The organism is Embleya sp. NPDC056575 (assembly GCF_042793325.1).
Classification (GTDB): domain Bacteria; phylum Actinomycetota; class Actinomycetes; order Streptomycetales; family Streptomycetaceae; genus Embleya.
Map to the genome: position 1 here is coordinate 61,716 of NZ_JBHTVA010000053.1, position 18,730 is coordinate 80,445.

Sequence of the window (18,730 nt, forward strand, 5' to 3'; positions counted from 1 at the left end):
CCGCCCACCCCCCCTCCCCCGCCCGGGGTGCCCCGGGGGTTGGCCCCCCGGCCACCCCCGCCGCCCGTCTCCCGCGCCCCCCGCCGTCATTCGGCGGCGGGGCGCAGTTGTGTCTCCGGCACCAGCACCGGAGCCAGGAAACCCTTCCGGTCCCGGATCCAGGCATGGCCGATCCGCAGCGGCTGCCGAACCCGCTCGGTGGGCAACCGGGCGCCGATCAGATCACCCTCCCCACCGAGCTGCGGCGACAGCAGAATGCCCTGCCGATTGCGCCGGACGTCGCCCAACCACCCGCTGAGCGACTGCAACAACGTCTCGGCCGTCGCCGCGTACGCCAACCCGATGCCCCGGTCGCGGCCGGAACCGATCACATCGCGCAGCGCGTACCCGACCATCGACCCCATCTCCGACAGCAGATCCGCGTCGTCGATCAACACCACCGCGGGCCCCGCCAGTTCCGCCACCGCCGCCGAGGTCCGCGACCCGTCCGAGTCGGCCCCCTCCACCAGCGTCACCAGCGGATGCGCCCGCAACAGGCGCAGCGGCGAATCGCGCGGTGTGATCGCCACCACCCGAGTCCCGCTCGCCAGCAGCGACACCGCCATCGTCGCGAGCGTGTTGCTGCGCCCACTGCCCGGCGGCCCGACCACCGCGAACGTGTGCTGCGCGTCGGCGAAATCCGCGCCGACCGCGCCCACCGCGTCGCCGCCGATCCCCAACAGCCCCCACAGCGGGCGGCGTTGCTCCTCGCTCACCGCCTCGTACGCCTCGGCGAAGCCGATCGAGGTGGGCAGCGGCGCCAGCACGAACGGCCGCCGCGCCGGATCCACCCCCGCGTCCCGCTCGTGCGCGTCCGCCGCGATCCGGCGCAGCACCTCGACCTGCTCCCGCCCGCTGTCACCCGGGCCGAGCAGGCACACCTGCGCCTCCGTCCACGAGCCCGACACCAGGATCCGCCCCGGCGGCATCGACCCCGGGATCGCGGTCCGCGGTACCCCCGCACCCGAATACTCGGCCCGATCGGCCAGCCGCAACAGCACCATGTCGTCGTTGACCGAGGACAACCGCCCGTTGATCAAGGTGCGTTCCGAGGTCATCACCAGATGGATCCCCGCCGCCGCGCCCTCGCGCAACAACCGCACCACCTCGTTCATCACCCGACCGTCGTCGTACTCGTACAACGTCGGCGCCAGCGGATCCCACCCGTCGATCAGCAGGAACACATGCGCCGGACACCCCCGCGCGTCGCTCGCCCGCAACTCGGTCAGATTCGCGCACGCCTGCCGGGACAACAGCTCCTGACGGCTGCTCAACTCCTCGCCGAGCCGGGAGATCAACCGGTCGATCCGGCTCAGGTCGTTGCGCGGCACCACCGTGCCGCAGTGCGGCAGATCGGCCAGCGCGGCCAACGCCCCACCTCCCGCGTCGATCGCCTGGATGTGCACCACACCGCACGAGTGCCGCCGGGCCAGCGCCGCCGCCATCGTGCGCAACAACTGGCTGCGCCCGGTGCGCGGGGCGCCCACCACGAACAGGTGGCCGAACGTGCTCGGATCGAGCAGCACCGGCTTGCGCGCCTGGAGATGCGGTACGTCCTCCATCGCCCACGCCACCGGCTCCAGCGCGCCGGGCGGCCGTTCGGCACCCGGCGCGGCCGGCGGCAGATCCGCCGGCAGCACCCGATGCGGCAGCGGGTCCAGCCACGGGCTCGGCGGCTTGACGAAGTCCGGCAGCGCCGCGGCCGCCGCCGAGATCGCGGTGACCAACTCCTTGAGGTCGGTGGTCGGTTCGGCGTCACCCGGCTGTGGTTGCGGCTCGGGGTCCACCTCGACGGCGGGCGGACGCGGTCGACCCAACCGGCTCCAGGACAACACCGAGGTCTGCGGCCGTACCGGCTCCACCGCGGCGGGCAGCGCCCGGACCGTGTCGGGATCGGCCTTGGTGTCCACCCGTTCGGTGCCCGCGTACGCCGTCTGGAACGGGATCACCGTGTGGTGCGAGGTCCGGGCCAGTGCCCGCCCCGGCGTGGACGAGGAGATCGCCACCGCGTCCTTGGTGTCGATCACGTCCGAACTCTCCCCGGCGTCGGTCACCCGCAACGCGATTCGCAGATTCGTGTTGGCCCGGATGTCCGCCGTGATCACCCCGGCCGGACGCTGCGTGGCGAGCACCATGTGGATCCCCAGCGAACGACCGCGCTGGGCGATCCCGACCAGACCCGGGATGAAGTCCGGCACCTCGCGCACCAGCGTGGCGAACTCGTCCACGATCAACAACAGCCGCGGCAGCGCGGGCAACTGCGCGTCCCGCATGCGCTTGCCCCGATACTCCGCGTGGTCCTTCGCCCCCACCATCGCCAACAGCAGTTCGCGCCGCGTCAGTTCGGCACCGAGCGAGGCCATCGCCCGATGCACCAGCTGCGCGTCGAGATCGGTGACCATGCCGAGCGTGTGCGGGAGTTCGACGCAGTCCTTGAACGCGGAGCCGCCCTTGTAGTCGACCAGCACGAAGGTCAACTCGTCCGGTCGGTTCGCCGCCGCCAGCGCGGCCACGAACGACTGCAACAGCTCCGACTTGCCCGACCCCGTGGTGCCCGCGATCAACGCGTGCGGACCGTCGAGGACCAGGTCGAAGGAGACCGGACCGTCGTAGCCCGCGCCCAGGAACGCCCGCGTGGACGCGGGTCGCCGCCGCCAACGCTCGCCGATCGTCGCCGGGTCCGGCGGATCCAGCGCCAACAACTGCGGCAACAACACCCGATCCGGCAGCGCACCCTCGTCCGGCGAGGTCACGTCCCGCACCGGCGCCAACGCCCGCGCGACCGACTCGCACCACGCCGGCGTCGGCAGATCCGGCCGCACATCGGCGACCGTCGGCGTCCCGTGCCGGCGCAACGTCGCGACCGGACCACGCCCCTGCCCCGCGTCGGCGAGGCCGATCACCGCCGTGCACTCCTGCGGCAGGAAACGCTCCTCGGTGTCCACGCAGATCGAGAACACTCGTACCTGCGGGCCCTCCTGCAATACCTGCGTCATGCCCGGGATCTCCCGCAACCGCCGGGCGCCGTCCACGACCAGCACGATGTCCGGCTCGGCGAACACCGCGTTGCGCAACAACGTCTCGGCGGCGGCGCGGCGCGCCCGTACCACCTGGACCAACTCCGCGACCCGTGCCGCGATCGTCTCCGGATCGCTGCCGAGCAACACCTCGGGCCCGCCGGGCACCGTGCCGCGCGCATGCGGCAACCAGGCCAGCCACCCCCACTCCTCGGCCCCCGCCGCCCCGGTGAGCAACCGCACCTGCACATCGCGAGGACTGTGCAGGATCGCCGCCTGCGCGACCAGCCACCCGGCCATCCGCAACGCCGGCCCACCGGGCCCCGCCACGCCGAGTACACCCTGCTGCGGCAGATCCACCGCCGTCGGCACGTCCGGCACCGTCCACGACGCGCGCCGCTCCAACGACTGCGAATCGGGATCCTCGACCTCGTTCAGCGACGTGTGCGCCGACGTGCCGACGCGCAACACCAGATGATCCGGATCGACCCGGCGCCGCTCCCACAACCGCTGCCCCGGGCCGGTGGCGAACAGACCGGTCGTCGACGGGTCCGGGATCGCGTCCACCCGTCCCCGGCGCTCCACCTCCGTACTCGCGGCCACCTCGGCCAGCACCTCCGCCTTGCGCACCCGGTAGGCGGCCAGGTCCTTGACGAACTGCTTGCGCCCGCTGCGCCGCGAGGAGATCCAGTTGGCCAACGCCATGATCGGGCTGAAGATCGCGAAGATCAGGAAGAAGTACGAGTGGAAGACCTTGACCATGACCAGCCCGAGCAACATCGGCGCGAGCGTGACCAGCATGGGGAAGGGCTGCCGGAACGAGCCGCGCGGGCGGGTCGGGATCCGGAACCGGCCGCCCTGGACCGGCTCCACGATGCGCGGCGGCCGGTTGAAGTCGAGGCCCGCGCCGTCGGCCGAGGGCACGATGTCCGCGCCCGCGTCGAACGGCGCGGCTGGGCGCAGCAGTACCGGGCCCACGGTCAGGCCCACGCCGAGGTCCCAGGCGACCTCGTCGACGATCGGCGCCTCCGGGTCCGGCGGCGGCTCGTCGGCGAACTCCTTCTCCTTGGGGTCGACCGGCCGCGCGGGCGTGTCCTCCTTGGTCCGGTACACCCGCCCGAGCCGGATCTCGCTCCCGGCCGGCGCGGCGACCCGCACCTTGCCGTTCGGGCCGACCGTGACCCGGATGCCGTGCGCCGGTACGCCGGGTTCGTCGATCCGGATCGCGCATTCCGGGGCTGAGCCGATGTCGTAGGTACCCATCGGCAGCGGCCAGATCCGCCCGGCCCCGGGCCCCGCCGCGAGGTGCAGCTCGACGAGGGGCGGATCGGGGCACGGGGGCGGCTCGGCGGGGGCCGCCCCGAGCGTGAGTTCGCCGCCCTCGCGGATGCCGCAGGCCGACAGGGGCTCGTCGGGGTCGAGCACGGTGTCCGCGAGCCGGCAGGGCAACCCGGGCGCGCCCAGGTCGTGCGTGTCGGCGAGGTGTTCGAGCAGATCCCGGACGGTGCTCTCGGCCGGCGCGTCGACCAGGATCGACTCCCGCCGCGCCCGCGCGGGTTCGGACACGGTGATGGTCAATCGCATGGGATCGCCTCCAGAAGCACACGGACGACGGTCACGGCCGGGCGGGGTTGATGGGCGGGGCGGCGGACTCGTCCGCCCCGAGCCCGTCGGACGTGACGGGGGGCTCGGAGGTGGTGGTCGGCGCGGACACAACGGGCGATTGGGACGCGCCGGTTGGTATGGGCGCTACGGGCGGCTCGGATCCGGCGGTTGCCGAGGGTGCTGCGGGCGGTGCGGGTGCGTCGGTTGCCGTGGGCGGGGCGGGCGGCTCGGGTGTGGTGGTTGCCGAGGGTGCTGCGGGGGGTTCGGCGGGCTGATGGGCGCGGCGCGCCGAGGCGAAAGCCGGGGGTCGGCGGCCGGCGGTGGTCGCGGCCGTTGTCCTTTCGGGCGTTGGCGGCGTGGTCGGCGATCCCGTGCTCGCGGATGCCGTGGGAGTTGCGATCGTGTGCCGCTGCGAGGCTGCCGGAGTCGTGCGGTGGGTCGCTTCGGGTGCGGGGGAGGCCGACACGGCCCGGCCTTCGGAGCGGAGAGCGGCGTCGGATCGCCGCTGCCCGGCGGTCGACGGCGACACGCGCGATCGAGCCCGCCCCGGAACTCCCGCATTCGCGGCGGCGGTCGCGGACGCCGACGCGCTCGTCGACGCCCCGGCACCCGCAGGGCCGGACGCGGACGGGGCGGCCGAGGCCGAAGCGCTCCTGGACGCGCGGGCACCCGCATGACCCGATGGGGACGCGGCAGCCGTGGCGGCTCCGTCCGAGGAGGCCCGCGTACTCACCCGCCCGTCGCCCACGCCGTCCGCCGAGCCGGAACCACGCCCGGCGGATCCGCGCCGCCCGCCGACGGACTCCGCCCCGCCCCGCTCCACCGCCGCAGCGGCATGCCCGACCGGGCCACCGTCACGGCCCACACCCGAGCCGGCGGCCGGGTCACCGCCGGTCCGCTCGCCGACCGCACCGACCGTGACCGCATCGCCGACGCGGCCGGCCCCGCCGGCGCCGGCCGTACCGTCTCCCAAGCCGGCCGCACCGCGTCCGCCAATGGGCGCGATCACACCGTCCGCCCCGTCCGGCACGCCGTCGCCGGCATCCGTGCCGTTTCGGGACGAAGCTCCCGCACCGACCCGCACGGGCGCGGCGTCCGCAACTCCCGTCCGCCCCGCACCCGTTCCGCCCACGACCCCCGGCACCGGCCCGGCCGTGTCCGCCGTCGGCGGCGTCGTGCTCGGCGGGTTCACCGTCGGCCCCGCCGGGCGCCCCGACCGGATCACGCGGGCCACCGCCCGCGCCAGGCCGGCCGTTTCGACCGGGCCCAGGCCGTCCGCGGCCGGCAACACCCCGAAGGCGTCCGGACGCAGGCTCAGCCGCCGCCCCCGCACCTCCCCGAGGACGAGCACCGTACGCCCCGGCCGCGCCGCCAACGCCGCTCGTTCACCCGCCGCCGCCTCCGGAGCGGGCTCCGCGCACACCAAAACGCGTACCGCCGGATCGGCGGCCAGTTGGGCCGCCGACCGCCCGGCGAACCCCGGATGCACACCGTGAGCCACGCCCACCACACCCGAGGGCAACCGCCGAACGAGCTGCGCGGTCAACGCATGGCCCAGATCGGTGCCCGCCCGGTCCCCGCTCACCGTGACCACCGGCCCCACCGCCGCCGCATCCAGCAGGACCACATCGCTCCCGATCAACCCGACCACGATCGGCAGCGGCTCGACCTCCGTCGGCTCGGGCACACCCAGATCGGCCACCGCGGCCGTCCACATCAGCGCGTCGTCCGGGTCCACCACCCAGGGTTCCGCGACCTTCGGCGCGCGGACCGCCGCGAGCCGTACCGCCACGCGCTCGCCCATCAACACCACCGCCCACGGCCGTGCCCCCGCCGCCCGAGCCGCGCCCAGCGCCCGCGTGGCGCGTTCGAAGGTCTCCGCCGCGCCCAGATGCCGGGCCAGCACCGCGACCCCGCGGCGATCCCGCCGCCAGGCGACGAACGGCGCGGCGAACGCCCGCCCCGTCGCGGCCACCTGATGCCCGAACCCGCGGAACAGACCGCGCGGGCCCGCCCGTCGGGACAACACCCGCAGCAACACCGCGACGAGGATCACGAGTTCGAGCAGGGCGAGCCAGCCCACGCCCCGGTTGCCGCTCCAGAAGTCCGCGCCGAAAGGATTGGCGGCCGTCGTGCTGCTGATCGTGCCCTCCCACTGAACAGGTGATACCGGGGCCACCCGGAGATCAGTGGGCATTGAAGCAGTCGCGCAGCGTATTCGAAAGAGCCGGCGCAGAATTTCGAGTTGGGCTTTTCGGAACCATCCGACACCGTTTCGGGGGCATGGCGAGACGTCGGTTCACCGCGCCGGCCCGGCGGCCGGCCGGTCCCACGCCCGCCTGATGACAGGGCAGTGACCTGCACGTACAACGGGATGCCGGGGCTCGTACCCACCCGGACGTCAGACGGCCCCCCGGACCGTCCGTCCCGCCTGTTCTCATTCTCTGGAAAATCCCGCAACGAACTCGAAACGGGATTCCGGCAATCCTGCACGCAGATCGACAAACCTGCGAATCGACGTGACATTCCCCTTGCCTGGGAAATAGGTGCGCCCGTGGTGCGGCGATTCCACAAAATAGACGGGGACCCGCCTCGACGTGACGGATCTGAGCTTCATCTGAGGTTTCCCGAGCGTAGATCGGGTGAAGCGGGCAAGTCACGCAAAGCCCTCAAGCCCACCGACTCGGACAAACCGCGACCCCGGCAACTTCGGCCGTCGGCCGCGTCGTTCACCCGATCACGCCGGGAAAGACCCCGCCCGCGCTATGAAACCGCCACCGCCGGAACCGCCCGCGCCCGCGCGCCCGGCCCCGCCGTCGCCACCCCCACCAGCGCCCCGACCGCCGCCAACACCGCCGGAAACTCGGCCACATAGTCCATCGACGCCTGCACCACGAACGCCGTGAACGTCACCGACCCCACCGCCACCACCGCCGGCGACCGCGCCGAGCGCCACAACCGCACGTACACCCATCCCACCACGGAGACCAGACACAGCGCGCCGGGGATGCCCTGCTCGGCGCTCTGCCGCAGCCACATCGAATGCGCCGAGTGCACATCCGCGTCCGAACGCACGGTCGGACTGTGCTCCACGAACGTGCCGGGACCCGTCCCGCGCACCGGGAAACGCTTCGTCAGATGTACGCCGTCGCCCCACAGTTGCACCCGACGCTCGGTCAACCCCGCCCGGGCGGCGCCCTCGACGCCCTCCGTCCGCGTCCCCAGCGCCCCGAGGACCACGGTGCCCAGCACCACCCCGGCCGCACACAGCGCCGACAGCGCCACGACCGTGCCCCGCCGCCGCACCAGCGGCGCCAGCAGCGCGGTCGACAACACCGCCAGCGCACCCGCCGCCGCGGCCACCGACCGCGTCGCGAACGTACCCACCACCAACACCCCGGCCAACACCAGGAGTCCGGCCCGCCACCGACCCGACACCGCGGCCAGCGCGGCCAGACACGCCGCCCCCACCCCCTGCGCCACCAGTGCGCCGTCGGCGTTCCCGTAATCCAACGGCGGCGCCGTCGCGTCCCCACTCACCGCGTCGGGCCACACCACCAACATCACCGTCACCGCGCCGGCGAGCATCGCCGGCACGGGTAACGCGAACCGCCCGCCGCACAGCCGCCCCAGCACGTACGCCCCGGCCACGACCGCCAGCGCCAGTAGATACCTCCCCGGCGTACCCACCCGGTCCGCCGCCGCCACCGGAGCCCACAACGCCGCCACCGCGATCAGCGCGGCACCCGGCGGATCCAGTCGGGACAGATATCGCGCCCTGCCGCGGACCCGAAGGCCGCCTTCTCGCTCAGCACTCACCGCACCATTCGCTTCCACTCGACGATCCGGGCCCGCCCTGCCGCGCCCGCGACCGCGTGCGTGCCCACGCTCGCGTTCGTGTGCGCCCCACCCCGACCGCCCGGCGGTGCCAGGATGTCCCCCATGCAGCTCTACATCTGCGGAGCCGGCGGCGTCGGCCGCGAAGCCCTCGACACCGCGCTCGCCGCCGCGCTCACCGTCACCGCGTTCCTCGACGACGCCCGCGCCGGCGAACAGGTGCGCGGACTGCCGGTATTGCGCCCGGACGAGGCCGGCGACGGCGAATATCTGGTCGGCATCGCCGCGCCCGCCGCCCGGGCCCGGCTCGCCCTCCTGCTGGAGCGGCGGGGACTGCGCCCGGCCACCCTCGTACATCCGCGCGCGGTGATCGCGCCGGAGACGGTTCTCGCGTCCGGCTGCCTCGTCCAGGCCAACGCGTACGTCTCCAGCAGCGTCACCCTCGGCCCGCACGCGCAGGTCCACTACAACGCCACCATCGGCCATGACACCGTGCTCGACGCGCGCGCCACCGTGTATCCGGGCGCCAACATCTCCGGCAACGTGCACGTGTGCGCGGGCGCCACCGTCGGCAGCAACGCCGTCGTCCTCCAGGGCCTGACCATCGGCCCGGACGCCTTCGTCGGCGCGGGCGCCGTGGTCACGCGCGACGTGCCCGCCCGCACCACCGTGGTGGGCGCACCCGCCCGCCCCCTTCGCACACCCGCCGACGACTGACCCGCCCGACCGCGCCTCAGCCGAGCCGCGACCGGAACCACTCGACCGTCCGGGCCAGCCCGTCGCGCAACTCGACGGGCTCGGCCGCCGGGAACAACGCGCGCAGCCGCGACCCGTCCGCCTGGGAGTCCCGCACGTCACCGGGCCTGGGTGAGGTGTGCTCCACCTCGACCGCATGCCCGAGCACATCCGCCAACAGGGCGATCAGCGCGTTCAACGAAGTCCGCGAGCCGAAAGCCAGGTTGACCGGGATGTCCGAGACCACCCGGCGCAACACCGCGTCGGTCAACACCGCGCACACACTGTCGATGTTGGTGAAGTCGCGCGTCTGTTCGCCGTCACCCTGCACCGACAGCGGCCGACCCGCCAACGCCGCGTCCACGAAGCGCGGAATCACCGCGGCGTATGCGTGATCGGCCGGCTGACCGGGGCCGAAGACGTTGAAGAACCGGAACGGCAACACCGGCAGCCCGTAGCAGTTGCCGTACGCGATCAGATACGCCTCGGTGGCCAACTTGCTCACCGCGTACGGGCTCAGCGGCGCGGTTCGCATGTCCTCACGCTTGGGCAACTCGCGGTTCGCGCCGTACACCGACGACGAGGACGCGGCCACCACGTGGATGTTCCCCGCCCGCCGCGCCGCCTCCAACACCTCCAGGGTGCCCGTCGCGTTGGCGTGGTGGCTGGCCAGCGGCGCCTCCACCGACCGGGGCACCGACGGCAACGCGGCCAGATGCACCACCGCGTCCGCACCCTCGAACGCGCGGTCCAGCAACTCCGGTTCCAGGATCGAGCCCTGATGGAACGTCACCTTCAACCCGGTGAGGTTCGCGAGCGACCCCGTGGACAGATCGTCCACCACGTGCACGTCGCGCACCACGTCGTGGCCCTGCAACGAGGCGGCCAGATTCGCGCCGATGAAACCGGCACCGCCGGTGATCACTACCTTCACAAAGTCCCCCCGGACCGTCGCGCCCTGCCATCCCCACCCGAGCCGCCGATTCGAACTCCCCGGGCCCGACCCGGAGTCGCCCCACCCCCGGCTTCCCGCACTGTACCCACGGCCCGCTTCACGAGAGGGCAAAACCCGGACAACAGGCCGGAACGTACGCCACACTTTCCGGTATCTCGGCCCCGGGACACCGCCCCGGGGACCGATATTCGGGTGGGGGACACTCATGAAGATACCCAGACCAAGGCTGCGCAGAGCGACCATGCCGACACTGTTCGCGCTACTGCTCGCGCTGACCGTCGCGGCACCGCAGACACCCAAGGCGGCCGCGGGTCCCTGCGACGCGCCGGTCGCCAACGCCATCGCCTGCGAGAACAGCAAGACCGGCAATCCTCGGACCGAATGGGACGTCAGCGGCGCCGGCAGCAACTCCATCCAGGGTTACTCCACGGACATCAGCGTCAACGCCGGTGGCCAGATCAAGTTCCGGATCGACACCACCGCGAGCTCCTACCGCGTCGACATCTACCGACTCGGTTGGTACAACGGCAACGGCGCGCGCAAGGTCTACACGATCCCGGCCTCCGCCACGACGCCCAAGCGGCAGGACGACTGCGACATCGACAACCTGGTGACCGGGCTGATCGACTGCTCCAACTGGACCGACTCCGCGTCCTGGACCGTGCCCGCCGACGCGGTATCCGGCTACTACATCGCCAAACCCACCCGCACCGACGGCAGTTCGGGCGCGAGCCAGATCCCGTTCATCGTCCGCAACGACGCGTCGCACTCGGCACTGCTGATGCAGTCCTCCGACACCACATGGCAGGCGTACAACGCCTACGGCGGCAACGACCTGTACACCGGACAACCGGTGGGACGCGCCTACAAGGTCAGCTACAACCGGCCGTTCACCACACGCGCCGACAATCCCGAGGACTCGCTGTTCAACGCCGAGTTCGCGATGTTGCGCTTCATCGAACGCAATGGCTACGACGTTTCCTACACGACCGGCGTCGACACCGACCGACGCGGCCAACTGATCAAGAACCACAAGGTGTTCCTGTCCGTCGGCCACGACGAATACTGGTCCGGCCCACAACGCGCCAACGTCGAGGCGGCCCGGGACGCGGGCGTCAACCTCGCCTTCTTCTCCGGCAACGAGATGTTCTGGAAGACCCGTTGGGAGAACGGCGGGATCAACGGCAACGGCCCCGACCACCGCAACCTGGTCGCCTACAAGGACACCCACGCGAACCAGTCGATCGACCCGCTGGGCCCGAGCATGTGGACCGGCACCTGGCGCGACCCGCGCTTCTCGCCACCCGGTGACGGCGGTCGACCGGAGAACAACGTCACCGGCACCATCTTCACCGTCAACTGCTGCACCACCGACATGAACGCCAACGGCGCCGACGGGCGGCTGCGCCTGTGGCGCAACACCCGCCTGGCCACCCTCGGCCTCACCGCGCAAACCACCCTCGGCAGCGGCACGCTGGGCTACGAGTGGGACTCCGACCTGGACAACGGCGCCCGACCCGCGGGCCTGATCCGCCTGTCCACCACGGTCAAGTCCGGCATGTCCGTGCTCCAGGACCAGGGTTCGACCTACGCCGACGGCAGTTCCACGCACAGCCTGACCCTGTACCGCGCCCCCAGCGGCGCCCTCGTCTTCGGCGCGGGCACCGTGCAGTGGGCCTGGGGCCTGGACGTGTACCGGGTCGGCGCGAACGGCACCGTGGACACCGCGATGCAGCAGGCCACGATCAACCTGTTCGCCGACATGGGCGTACAACCGGGAACGCTGATGAGCGGCATGGTCGCCGCGACCCAGAGCACCGACACCACGCCGCCCACCTCGACCATCACCGCGCCGACCAACGGCGGAAGCCTGCCCACCAATTCCAACGTCACCATCACCGGCACCGCGACCGACACCGGCGGCCGGGTCGGCGGCGTCGAGGTCTCCGTCGACAACGGCGCGACCTGGCACCCCGCCACCACCGGTCGGGACAACTGGACCTACGTGTTCACCACCGGTGCCGGCGGCTCGATCACCATCAAGACCCGCGCCACCGACGACAGCGCCCGCACCGAGACCCCGTCGGCGGGCGTCACCGTCACCCTCGGCGGCCCACCGCAACCCGTCACGTGTCCATGCACCCTGTGGGCGCCGACCGACCAACCCTCGGCCGGACCCGACCCGGACACCGCCGCCACCGAACTCGGCGTCAAATTCCAACCCGACCGGGCCGGCTTCATCACCGGCGTGCGCTTTTGGAAGGACGCCGCGAACACCGGCACGCACACCGGAACCCTGTGGTCCGCCTCCGGTACCCGACTCGCCACCGCCACGTTCGGCAACGAAACCGCGTCCGGCTGGCAGCAGGTGACGTTCGCTCAGCCCGTGGCGGTCACCGCGGGCACCACCTACGTGGCGTCCTACCAGGCCCCCAACGGCAGATACTCCGCCGACCAGGGCGGCCTGACCACCGCGCACATCCGCGGCCCGCTCACCGCACCCGCGAGCAACGCCGCCGGCGGCAACGGGGTGTACCGCTACGGCACCGGATTCCCGACCTCGACCTGGAACGACTCCAACTTCTGGGTCGACCCGGTGTTCACCACCACCAACGGCGGCCCGACCGGCACCGCGCCGCAGGTCACCACGACCGTCCCGGCAGGCGGGGAGGGCTTCGCCCCGGTCGGCGGCAACATCACCGCCACCTTCGATGTGGCGGTCCAGCCGGCGACGATCGTCTGGACCATCGACCGGGGCGAAAGCGGCCCGGTAACCGGCACCGCGAGCTACAACGCCACGACCAGGGTCGCCACGTTCGATCCGACCACCGACCTGATACCCGGGGCCACCTACTCGGTCACCCTCGGCGGCGCCCAATCCGCCGACGGCACGCCGATGGCCGACAAACACTGGTCCTTCACCACGGCCGGCAGCACCCCGCCGCCCACCTGCAACCCGTCCTGCACCATCTGGCCCGCGACGGCGACACCGGCCGTACTCTCCGACACCGACACCGCCGGCATGCAACTCGGCGTCAAATTCCGCACCACCGTGCCCGGGAAGATCACCGGCCTGCGGTTCTACAAGGGCCCGAGCAACACCGGCACGCACACCGGGACCATCTGGTCCGCCGCGGGCAGCATCCTGACCAGCGCGACCTTCACCGGCGAGACCGCGTCGGGCTGGCAACAGGTGAACTTCGCCCAACCGGTCGTGATCGCCGCCAACACCACCTACGTGGCCTCGTACTACGCGCCCGTGGGCCGCTACTCCTCCACCGAGGGCGGCCTGACGACGGCGGCCGGAACCGGACCGATCACCGCCCCCGCCTCCGGCACCGTCGGCGGCAACGGCGTGTACACGACCGGCACCGGCTTCCCGACCTCGACCTGGAACGACAGCAACTACTGGGTGGACGTCGTCTTCACCACCAACTAGTCCCCACGGACCAGTCCCCACCGACAAGCCCCCACCGGCCAGTTCCCGACAACCAGTCCCGGCCCGGTCCCGGCGCCGGCAACCGGCACCACCCGGAACCGACACACGGAAACCGCGCCGCCGACGGCAACCCACCGCCGGCGGCCCGATCTCCGGGACGGGCGCGGCGACCCGAGTTCCGGCGCGCCCACGCCCGGCCCGCACCCACGAACCGACGACCGACCGTCATGCCATTGAGGAGCACCAACTCGATGAAGGCCGCCTGCGCCAGAACCAGACCGGGACTTCGACAACGCCGAGGGACATGGGCGAGCATCACGTTCGCCGCGATCGGCGCATTGTTGTTCACCCTGTTCGCCCCGATCACCGCGGCCCAGGCCGCACCATGCAGTCCGTGCTCGCTGTTCGCGGGCGCCACCCCGGGCGGCGCGGTGACCGACACCGACGCGGTGGCCGTCGAGTTGGGCGTGCGCTTCAAGCCCGCCCAGGACGGCACGATCACCCAGGTCAAGTTCTGGAAGGACGCGGCCAACACCGGCACGCACACGGGCCGGATCTGGAACACCGCCACCGGCACCGCGACTTCGGTGACCTTCACCGGCGAGAGCACGTCCGGCTGGCAGAGCGCCACGTTCGCCACACCCATCCCCGTCACCGCCGGCACCGAGTACATCGCGTCCTACGTCGCGCCCGTCGGCCGCTACACGGTCACCGCCGACTACTTCGCGACCGACCGCACGGTCGAACAACTCGTCGCCCCGGCGAGCAACGGCACCCAGGGCAACGGCGTCTACACGTACAACCCCGGCGGCGGCATGCCGACCGACTCCTACCGGGCCGGCAACTACTGGGTCGACGTCTCCTTCGTCCCCGGCGCCGACACCACGCCGCCCACGGTCACCCAGACCGTCCCGGCCGCCAACGCCACCGGAGTGGCCACCGCCGCACCGCTGTCCGTCACCTTCAGCGAACCGGTCCAACCCGCCACCGTGCAGTGGGCGGTCACCCAGACCGGCGGCGCGGCCGTCCCGGGCACCGCGTCCTACAACGGCAACACCGCAACGTTCACCCCCACTTCGGCGCTCGCCGCGTCCACCGGCTACACCGTGAGCGTGTCCGGCGCCAAGGACGCCGCCGGCAACCCCGCGGCCACCAAGTCCTGGTCCTTCACCACCGGCAACGGCAGTACCCAAAACATCGAGACCAGCATCTGGACCGGCCCGGTCAGCCCGACCACCCCGAACCAGACCGACAACAACAGTGTCGAGATCGGCGTCAAGTTCCGCACCGCCACCGACGGCCAGATCAAGTCGATCAGGTTCTGGAAACTCGCCGGCAGCACCGGCCCCTACGCGGTCAGCCTGTGGGACAAGAACACCCAGACCCGGCTCGCCACCGTACCCAACGTCAACCGCACCGGAACCGGCTGGCAGACCGTCGACCTGCCCACCCCGATCACCGTGCACGCCGGCGTCACCTACGTCGCGTCCTACTTCGCCCCCAACGGCAACTACCCGGCCAACACCGCCTCGTTCTCCCAGGCCGTCGGCAACACGATGATCAGCGCACTCGCCGACGGAGCCGACGGCGGCAACGGCGTCTACAAGTACAACGCCGGCAGCATCTACCCGACCGACAGCTGGAACGGCAGCAACTACTGGGTCGACGTGGTCTTCAGCACCAACGCGGAGGACACCGTCGCCCCCGCCATCACCGACCAGTCGCCGACACCCAACGCCAACGGCGTACTCGCCGGCGTCCAGCCCTCGGTCACCTTCAGCGAACCGCTCAAGACCACCGGCCTGACCTTCGAACTCAAGCGCAACGGCACCGTCGTTCCCGCCGAACTCGAATTCGACAACCCCACCAACCCGACCCAGCTCACCCTCAAACCGAACGCCGAACTGGCCTACGGCACGCCGTACACACTCACCGTCGGCGGGGTCAAGGACCGCTCCGACAACGCGATGCCCGACTCCAACTGGGCCTTCACCACCGGCCAGGCCCCGCCCACCCCGCCGTGCGACGCGCCGAACACCGGCCCGATCCTGGTGATCAAGGCCGACTCGAACCCCTTCGGCTGCTACTACACCGAGATCCTGCGCGCCGAGGGCCTGAACTCCTTCGCCGTCAAGGACGCGAGCACGGTCACCGCGACCGTACTGAACGGCTACACCACCGTCGTACTCGGCGACTTCGCCCCCTCCGCGCAACTGGTCACCGACCTCACCACGTGGGTCAACGCTGGCGGCAACCTGATCGCCATGCACCCGCGCGCCGCCCTGGCCGGCCTGCTCGGCCTCGGCACCTCCGGCGGCTTCCAGGCCAACCAATACATGAAGGTCGACAGCGGCACCGCGCCCGGCGCCGGCATCTACAGCCAACTGAGCATGCAGTACCACGGCCCCGCCGACGTATGGACGGTCCCCGGCGGCGTCGGCACGATCCGCGTCGCGGACCTGTACACCCGAACCGGTACCAGCCCGCTCGGCCCGGCCGTCACCACCCGCACCGTCGGCAGCGGCACCGCCTCCGCCTTCACCTACGACCTGGCCCGCTCCATCGTGCAGACCCGCCAGGGCAACCCCGCCCAGGCCGGCGTCGAGAACGACAACTTCTCCGACAGCGGCGGCCCGCTGATGCGCGCCGACGACATGTTCTACCCGGACTGGGTCGACCTCAGCCGCGTCCGCGTCCCGCAGGCCGACGAACAGCAGCGCCTGTTCGCCAACCTGATCGAGATCGGCAACCGCGCCAAGGCCCCGATCCCCAGGACCTGGTACCTGCCCGGCAACGCCGCCACCGCCGCCCCCGACCTGCTCAAGGTCGTGATGGTCTCCACCGGCGACAACCACGGCCAAAACCTCAGCGACATGCAGGGCCGGGTCACCCGCTACAACAACAACAGCTCCGACCCGAACTGCTCCAGCCCCATCGCGGCCCTGCGCGACGCCGCGGTCCGGAACTGGAAATGTATGCGCGGCACCATCTACGTCTGGGGCCCGGGACCCCAGGGCACCCAGGCACCCCCGGTGTCCGACGTACAGAACTGGACCGCCCAGGGCTTCGAGATCGCCCGACACGTAGACGAGAACGGCAGCTGTCCGCAATTGCGCGCCGGCGCGTCGCAGACGGACATCAACGCCGAACTCTCCGCGGTGTACGAGAACAGCCTGGACGACTTCACCCGCTACGCCCCGCTGAAGCCGACCACCAACCGGACCCACTGCCTGATCTGGCCGGACTGGAGTTCCAACGCGACGATCGCCAGGGCCAAGGGAATCCGGCTCGACACGAACTACTACTACATGCCCGACTACTGGAAGAACACCTGGGGCGGGGCGCTGATGAAGGCCAGTCCCGGATTCTTCACCGGCTCCGGATTCCCGATGCGCTTCACCGACCCCAGCGGTCAGATGATCGACATCTACCAGGGCACCACGCAGATCAACGACGAATTCCAACAGGTCTACCCGGACACGTTCGACCAACTCGTCAGCGGTGCCAACAACGACGGCTTCTACGGCGCGTTCGTGATGAACAACCACACCGACTCGGCGAACGCGAACGGCGGAGTCGGCAACGTGGGCCAGCTCGACATCGAGGCCGCGCTGATCGCCTCGGCGAAAGCGAAGAACGTCCCGATCGTCTCCGCCAAACAACTCCTGGACTGGACCGACGCGCGCAACGCCTCGACCGTCACCGGCCTGAACCGGGTCGGCAACACGGTCACCTTCACGGTCAACCAGAACGCGGCCGCGACGAACCTGATGACGATGCTCCCGACCACCGGCTCGGGCGGCACCACGCTCACCGGCCTGTCCCGGGGCGGCGCCCCGGTCACCTTCCAGAAGACCACGATCAAGGGCATCGAGTACGCCGTCTTCGACGGGACCTCCGGCGCGTACACGGCCACCTACGCCACCCCGGTCGCCCCGCTGATCGCCCAGGCCGCGGCGGCCCCGGCACCCGACGGCTCGGGCACCCTGACCTGGACGACGGACGTCCCGGCCACCACGGAGATGCAGCTCGGCACCCAGCCGGACCGGCTGCCCATCACCCAGCAGAGCGTCGAGACGGTCGGCGAGCACAAGGTGGCCCTGGGCGCGCTCAAGCCCGACACCACCTACTACTACCGGCTCACCTCGGTGAACGCGAAGGGCGACCGCACCACCTGGCCCGCCCCGAACACCAAGCCCGCCGAGTTCCGCACCCCCAAGGCCGACCGCAAGGCCCCGGTGATCAGCGACGTCGCGGTCAAGACCTGGCCGGACGGCAGCGCCGACCTGACCTGGAAGACGGACAAGCCCACCACGACGTCGGTCCTGCTCGGCGACACAGCGGCCGCCGTGCGCCCGGTATACACGGACGCGAAGCAGCGCACCACCACCCACCACGCCAAGCTCGGCCACCTCGGCGCCGGCGCGACGTACGCCTTCCGCCTGGCGGGCATCGACGCGGCCGGGAACGAGGGGATCTGGACGGGCGGCGGCGGAAAGAAGAAGGACACGGCCCGCCTGGTCATGCCGAGGCCGGGCGTCGCCGAGACCGGCGCCTTCGACTTCACCAACGGCACGGTCTCGGGCGGAGCGGTCAGCGGCGACCGCCCCGACGCCCTCACCCTGGACCGGGCCCGCACCGGTACGTACGTATCCAAGGCCCTGGACGCCGGCCAAATGGTCACGTGGCTGGCGAGCGACTGGCAGGCCGACATTCCCAAGGGCACGACGCTGCGGGTATCGGTCCGAACCGGCACCACCGCGATTCCCGACACGAGCTGGACACCGTGGAAGGACCTGGCCAAGCCGGGGGACACGGTGGGGACGTCGTCGCGATTCCTGCAATACAGGGTGGAGCTGACCGGCGACGGCACGGCAATGCCGACATTGAAGGGCATCGGCTTCACACACGACGGCAAGGTGACCCCGACGGCCCCGGTGACGGAGGCGGGCCCGAACACCATGCCGGGTCCGAACACGCGGACGGGGAAGGGGCGTTGAGGCTGCGCTGAACCGGCGGCGCGGCGACGGTGACCCGCCGCCGAGGCCGCGGGGAGAGGTACGAACGGCCGGGCCCGGAGCGATTTGGCGCTCCGGGCCCGGC

At 71.6% G+C, this 18,730-nt stretch carries 7 protein-coding genes; 3 read left to right on the plus strand and 4 right to left on the minus strand.

Translation table 11 applies throughout. The features are described from left to right. Positions 1-86 precede the first annotated feature (86 nt). From ACFRCG_RS33945 to ACFRCG_RS33955, 3 genes are all read right to left on the minus strand, one after another. Positions 87-4,640, minus strand: a complete 4,554-nt coding sequence (locus tag ACFRCG_RS33945; protein WP_380038626.1) for an FtsK/SpoIIIE domain-containing protein — start codon at positions 4,638-4,640, stop codon at positions 87-89. A gap of 31 nt (positions 4,641-4,671) precedes the next feature. Then, entirely contained in the window at positions 4,672-6,858 is a 2,187-nt protein-coding gene (locus ACFRCG_RS33950) for a hypothetical protein (protein WP_380038628.1), read from the minus strand. A 566-nt stretch (positions 6,859-7,424) separates the two neighbouring features. Then, positions 7,425-8,480: an O-antigen ligase family protein gene (locus tag ACFRCG_RS33955; RefSeq protein WP_380038630.1), complete on the minus strand. Its 1,056-nt coding sequence runs from the start codon at positions 8,478-8,480 to the stop codon at positions 7,425-7,427. A 123-nt stretch (positions 8,481-8,603) separates the two neighbouring features. On the opposite strand from ACFRCG_RS33955, the gene ACFRCG_RS33960 reads away from it, so the two are divergent. Next, a complete protein-coding gene (locus tag ACFRCG_RS33960; RefSeq protein WP_380038632.1) occupies positions 8,604-9,215 on the plus strand; it encodes a NeuD/PglB/VioB family sugar acetyltransferase in 612 nt (203 codons plus the stop codon). Positions 9,216-9,231: 16 nt separating this feature from the next. Here the strand turns inward: ACFRCG_RS33960 and ACFRCG_RS33965 are convergent, their stop codons facing one another. Next, positions 9,232-10,167: an NAD-dependent epimerase/dehydratase family protein gene (locus ACFRCG_RS33965; protein WP_380038635.1), complete on the minus strand. Its 936-nt coding sequence runs from the start codon at positions 10,165-10,167 to the stop codon at positions 9,232-9,234. Between the two features lie 262 nt (positions 10,168-10,429). On the opposite strand from ACFRCG_RS33965, the gene ACFRCG_RS33970 reads away from it, so the two are divergent. Together ACFRCG_RS33970 and ACFRCG_RS33975 are read left to right on the plus strand one after the other, a co-directional pair. Further along, entirely contained in the window at positions 10,430-13,627 is a 3,198-nt protein-coding gene (locus ACFRCG_RS33970; RefSeq protein ID WP_380038638.1) for a DUF4082 domain-containing protein, read from the plus strand. Positions 13,628-13,860: 233 nt separating this feature from the next. Further along, positions 13,861-18,627, plus strand: a complete 4,767-nt coding sequence (locus tag ACFRCG_RS33975; RefSeq protein WP_380038640.1) for a DUF4082 domain-containing protein — start codon at positions 13,861-13,863, stop codon at positions 18,625-18,627. Positions 18,628-18,730: the final 103 nt, after the last annotated feature.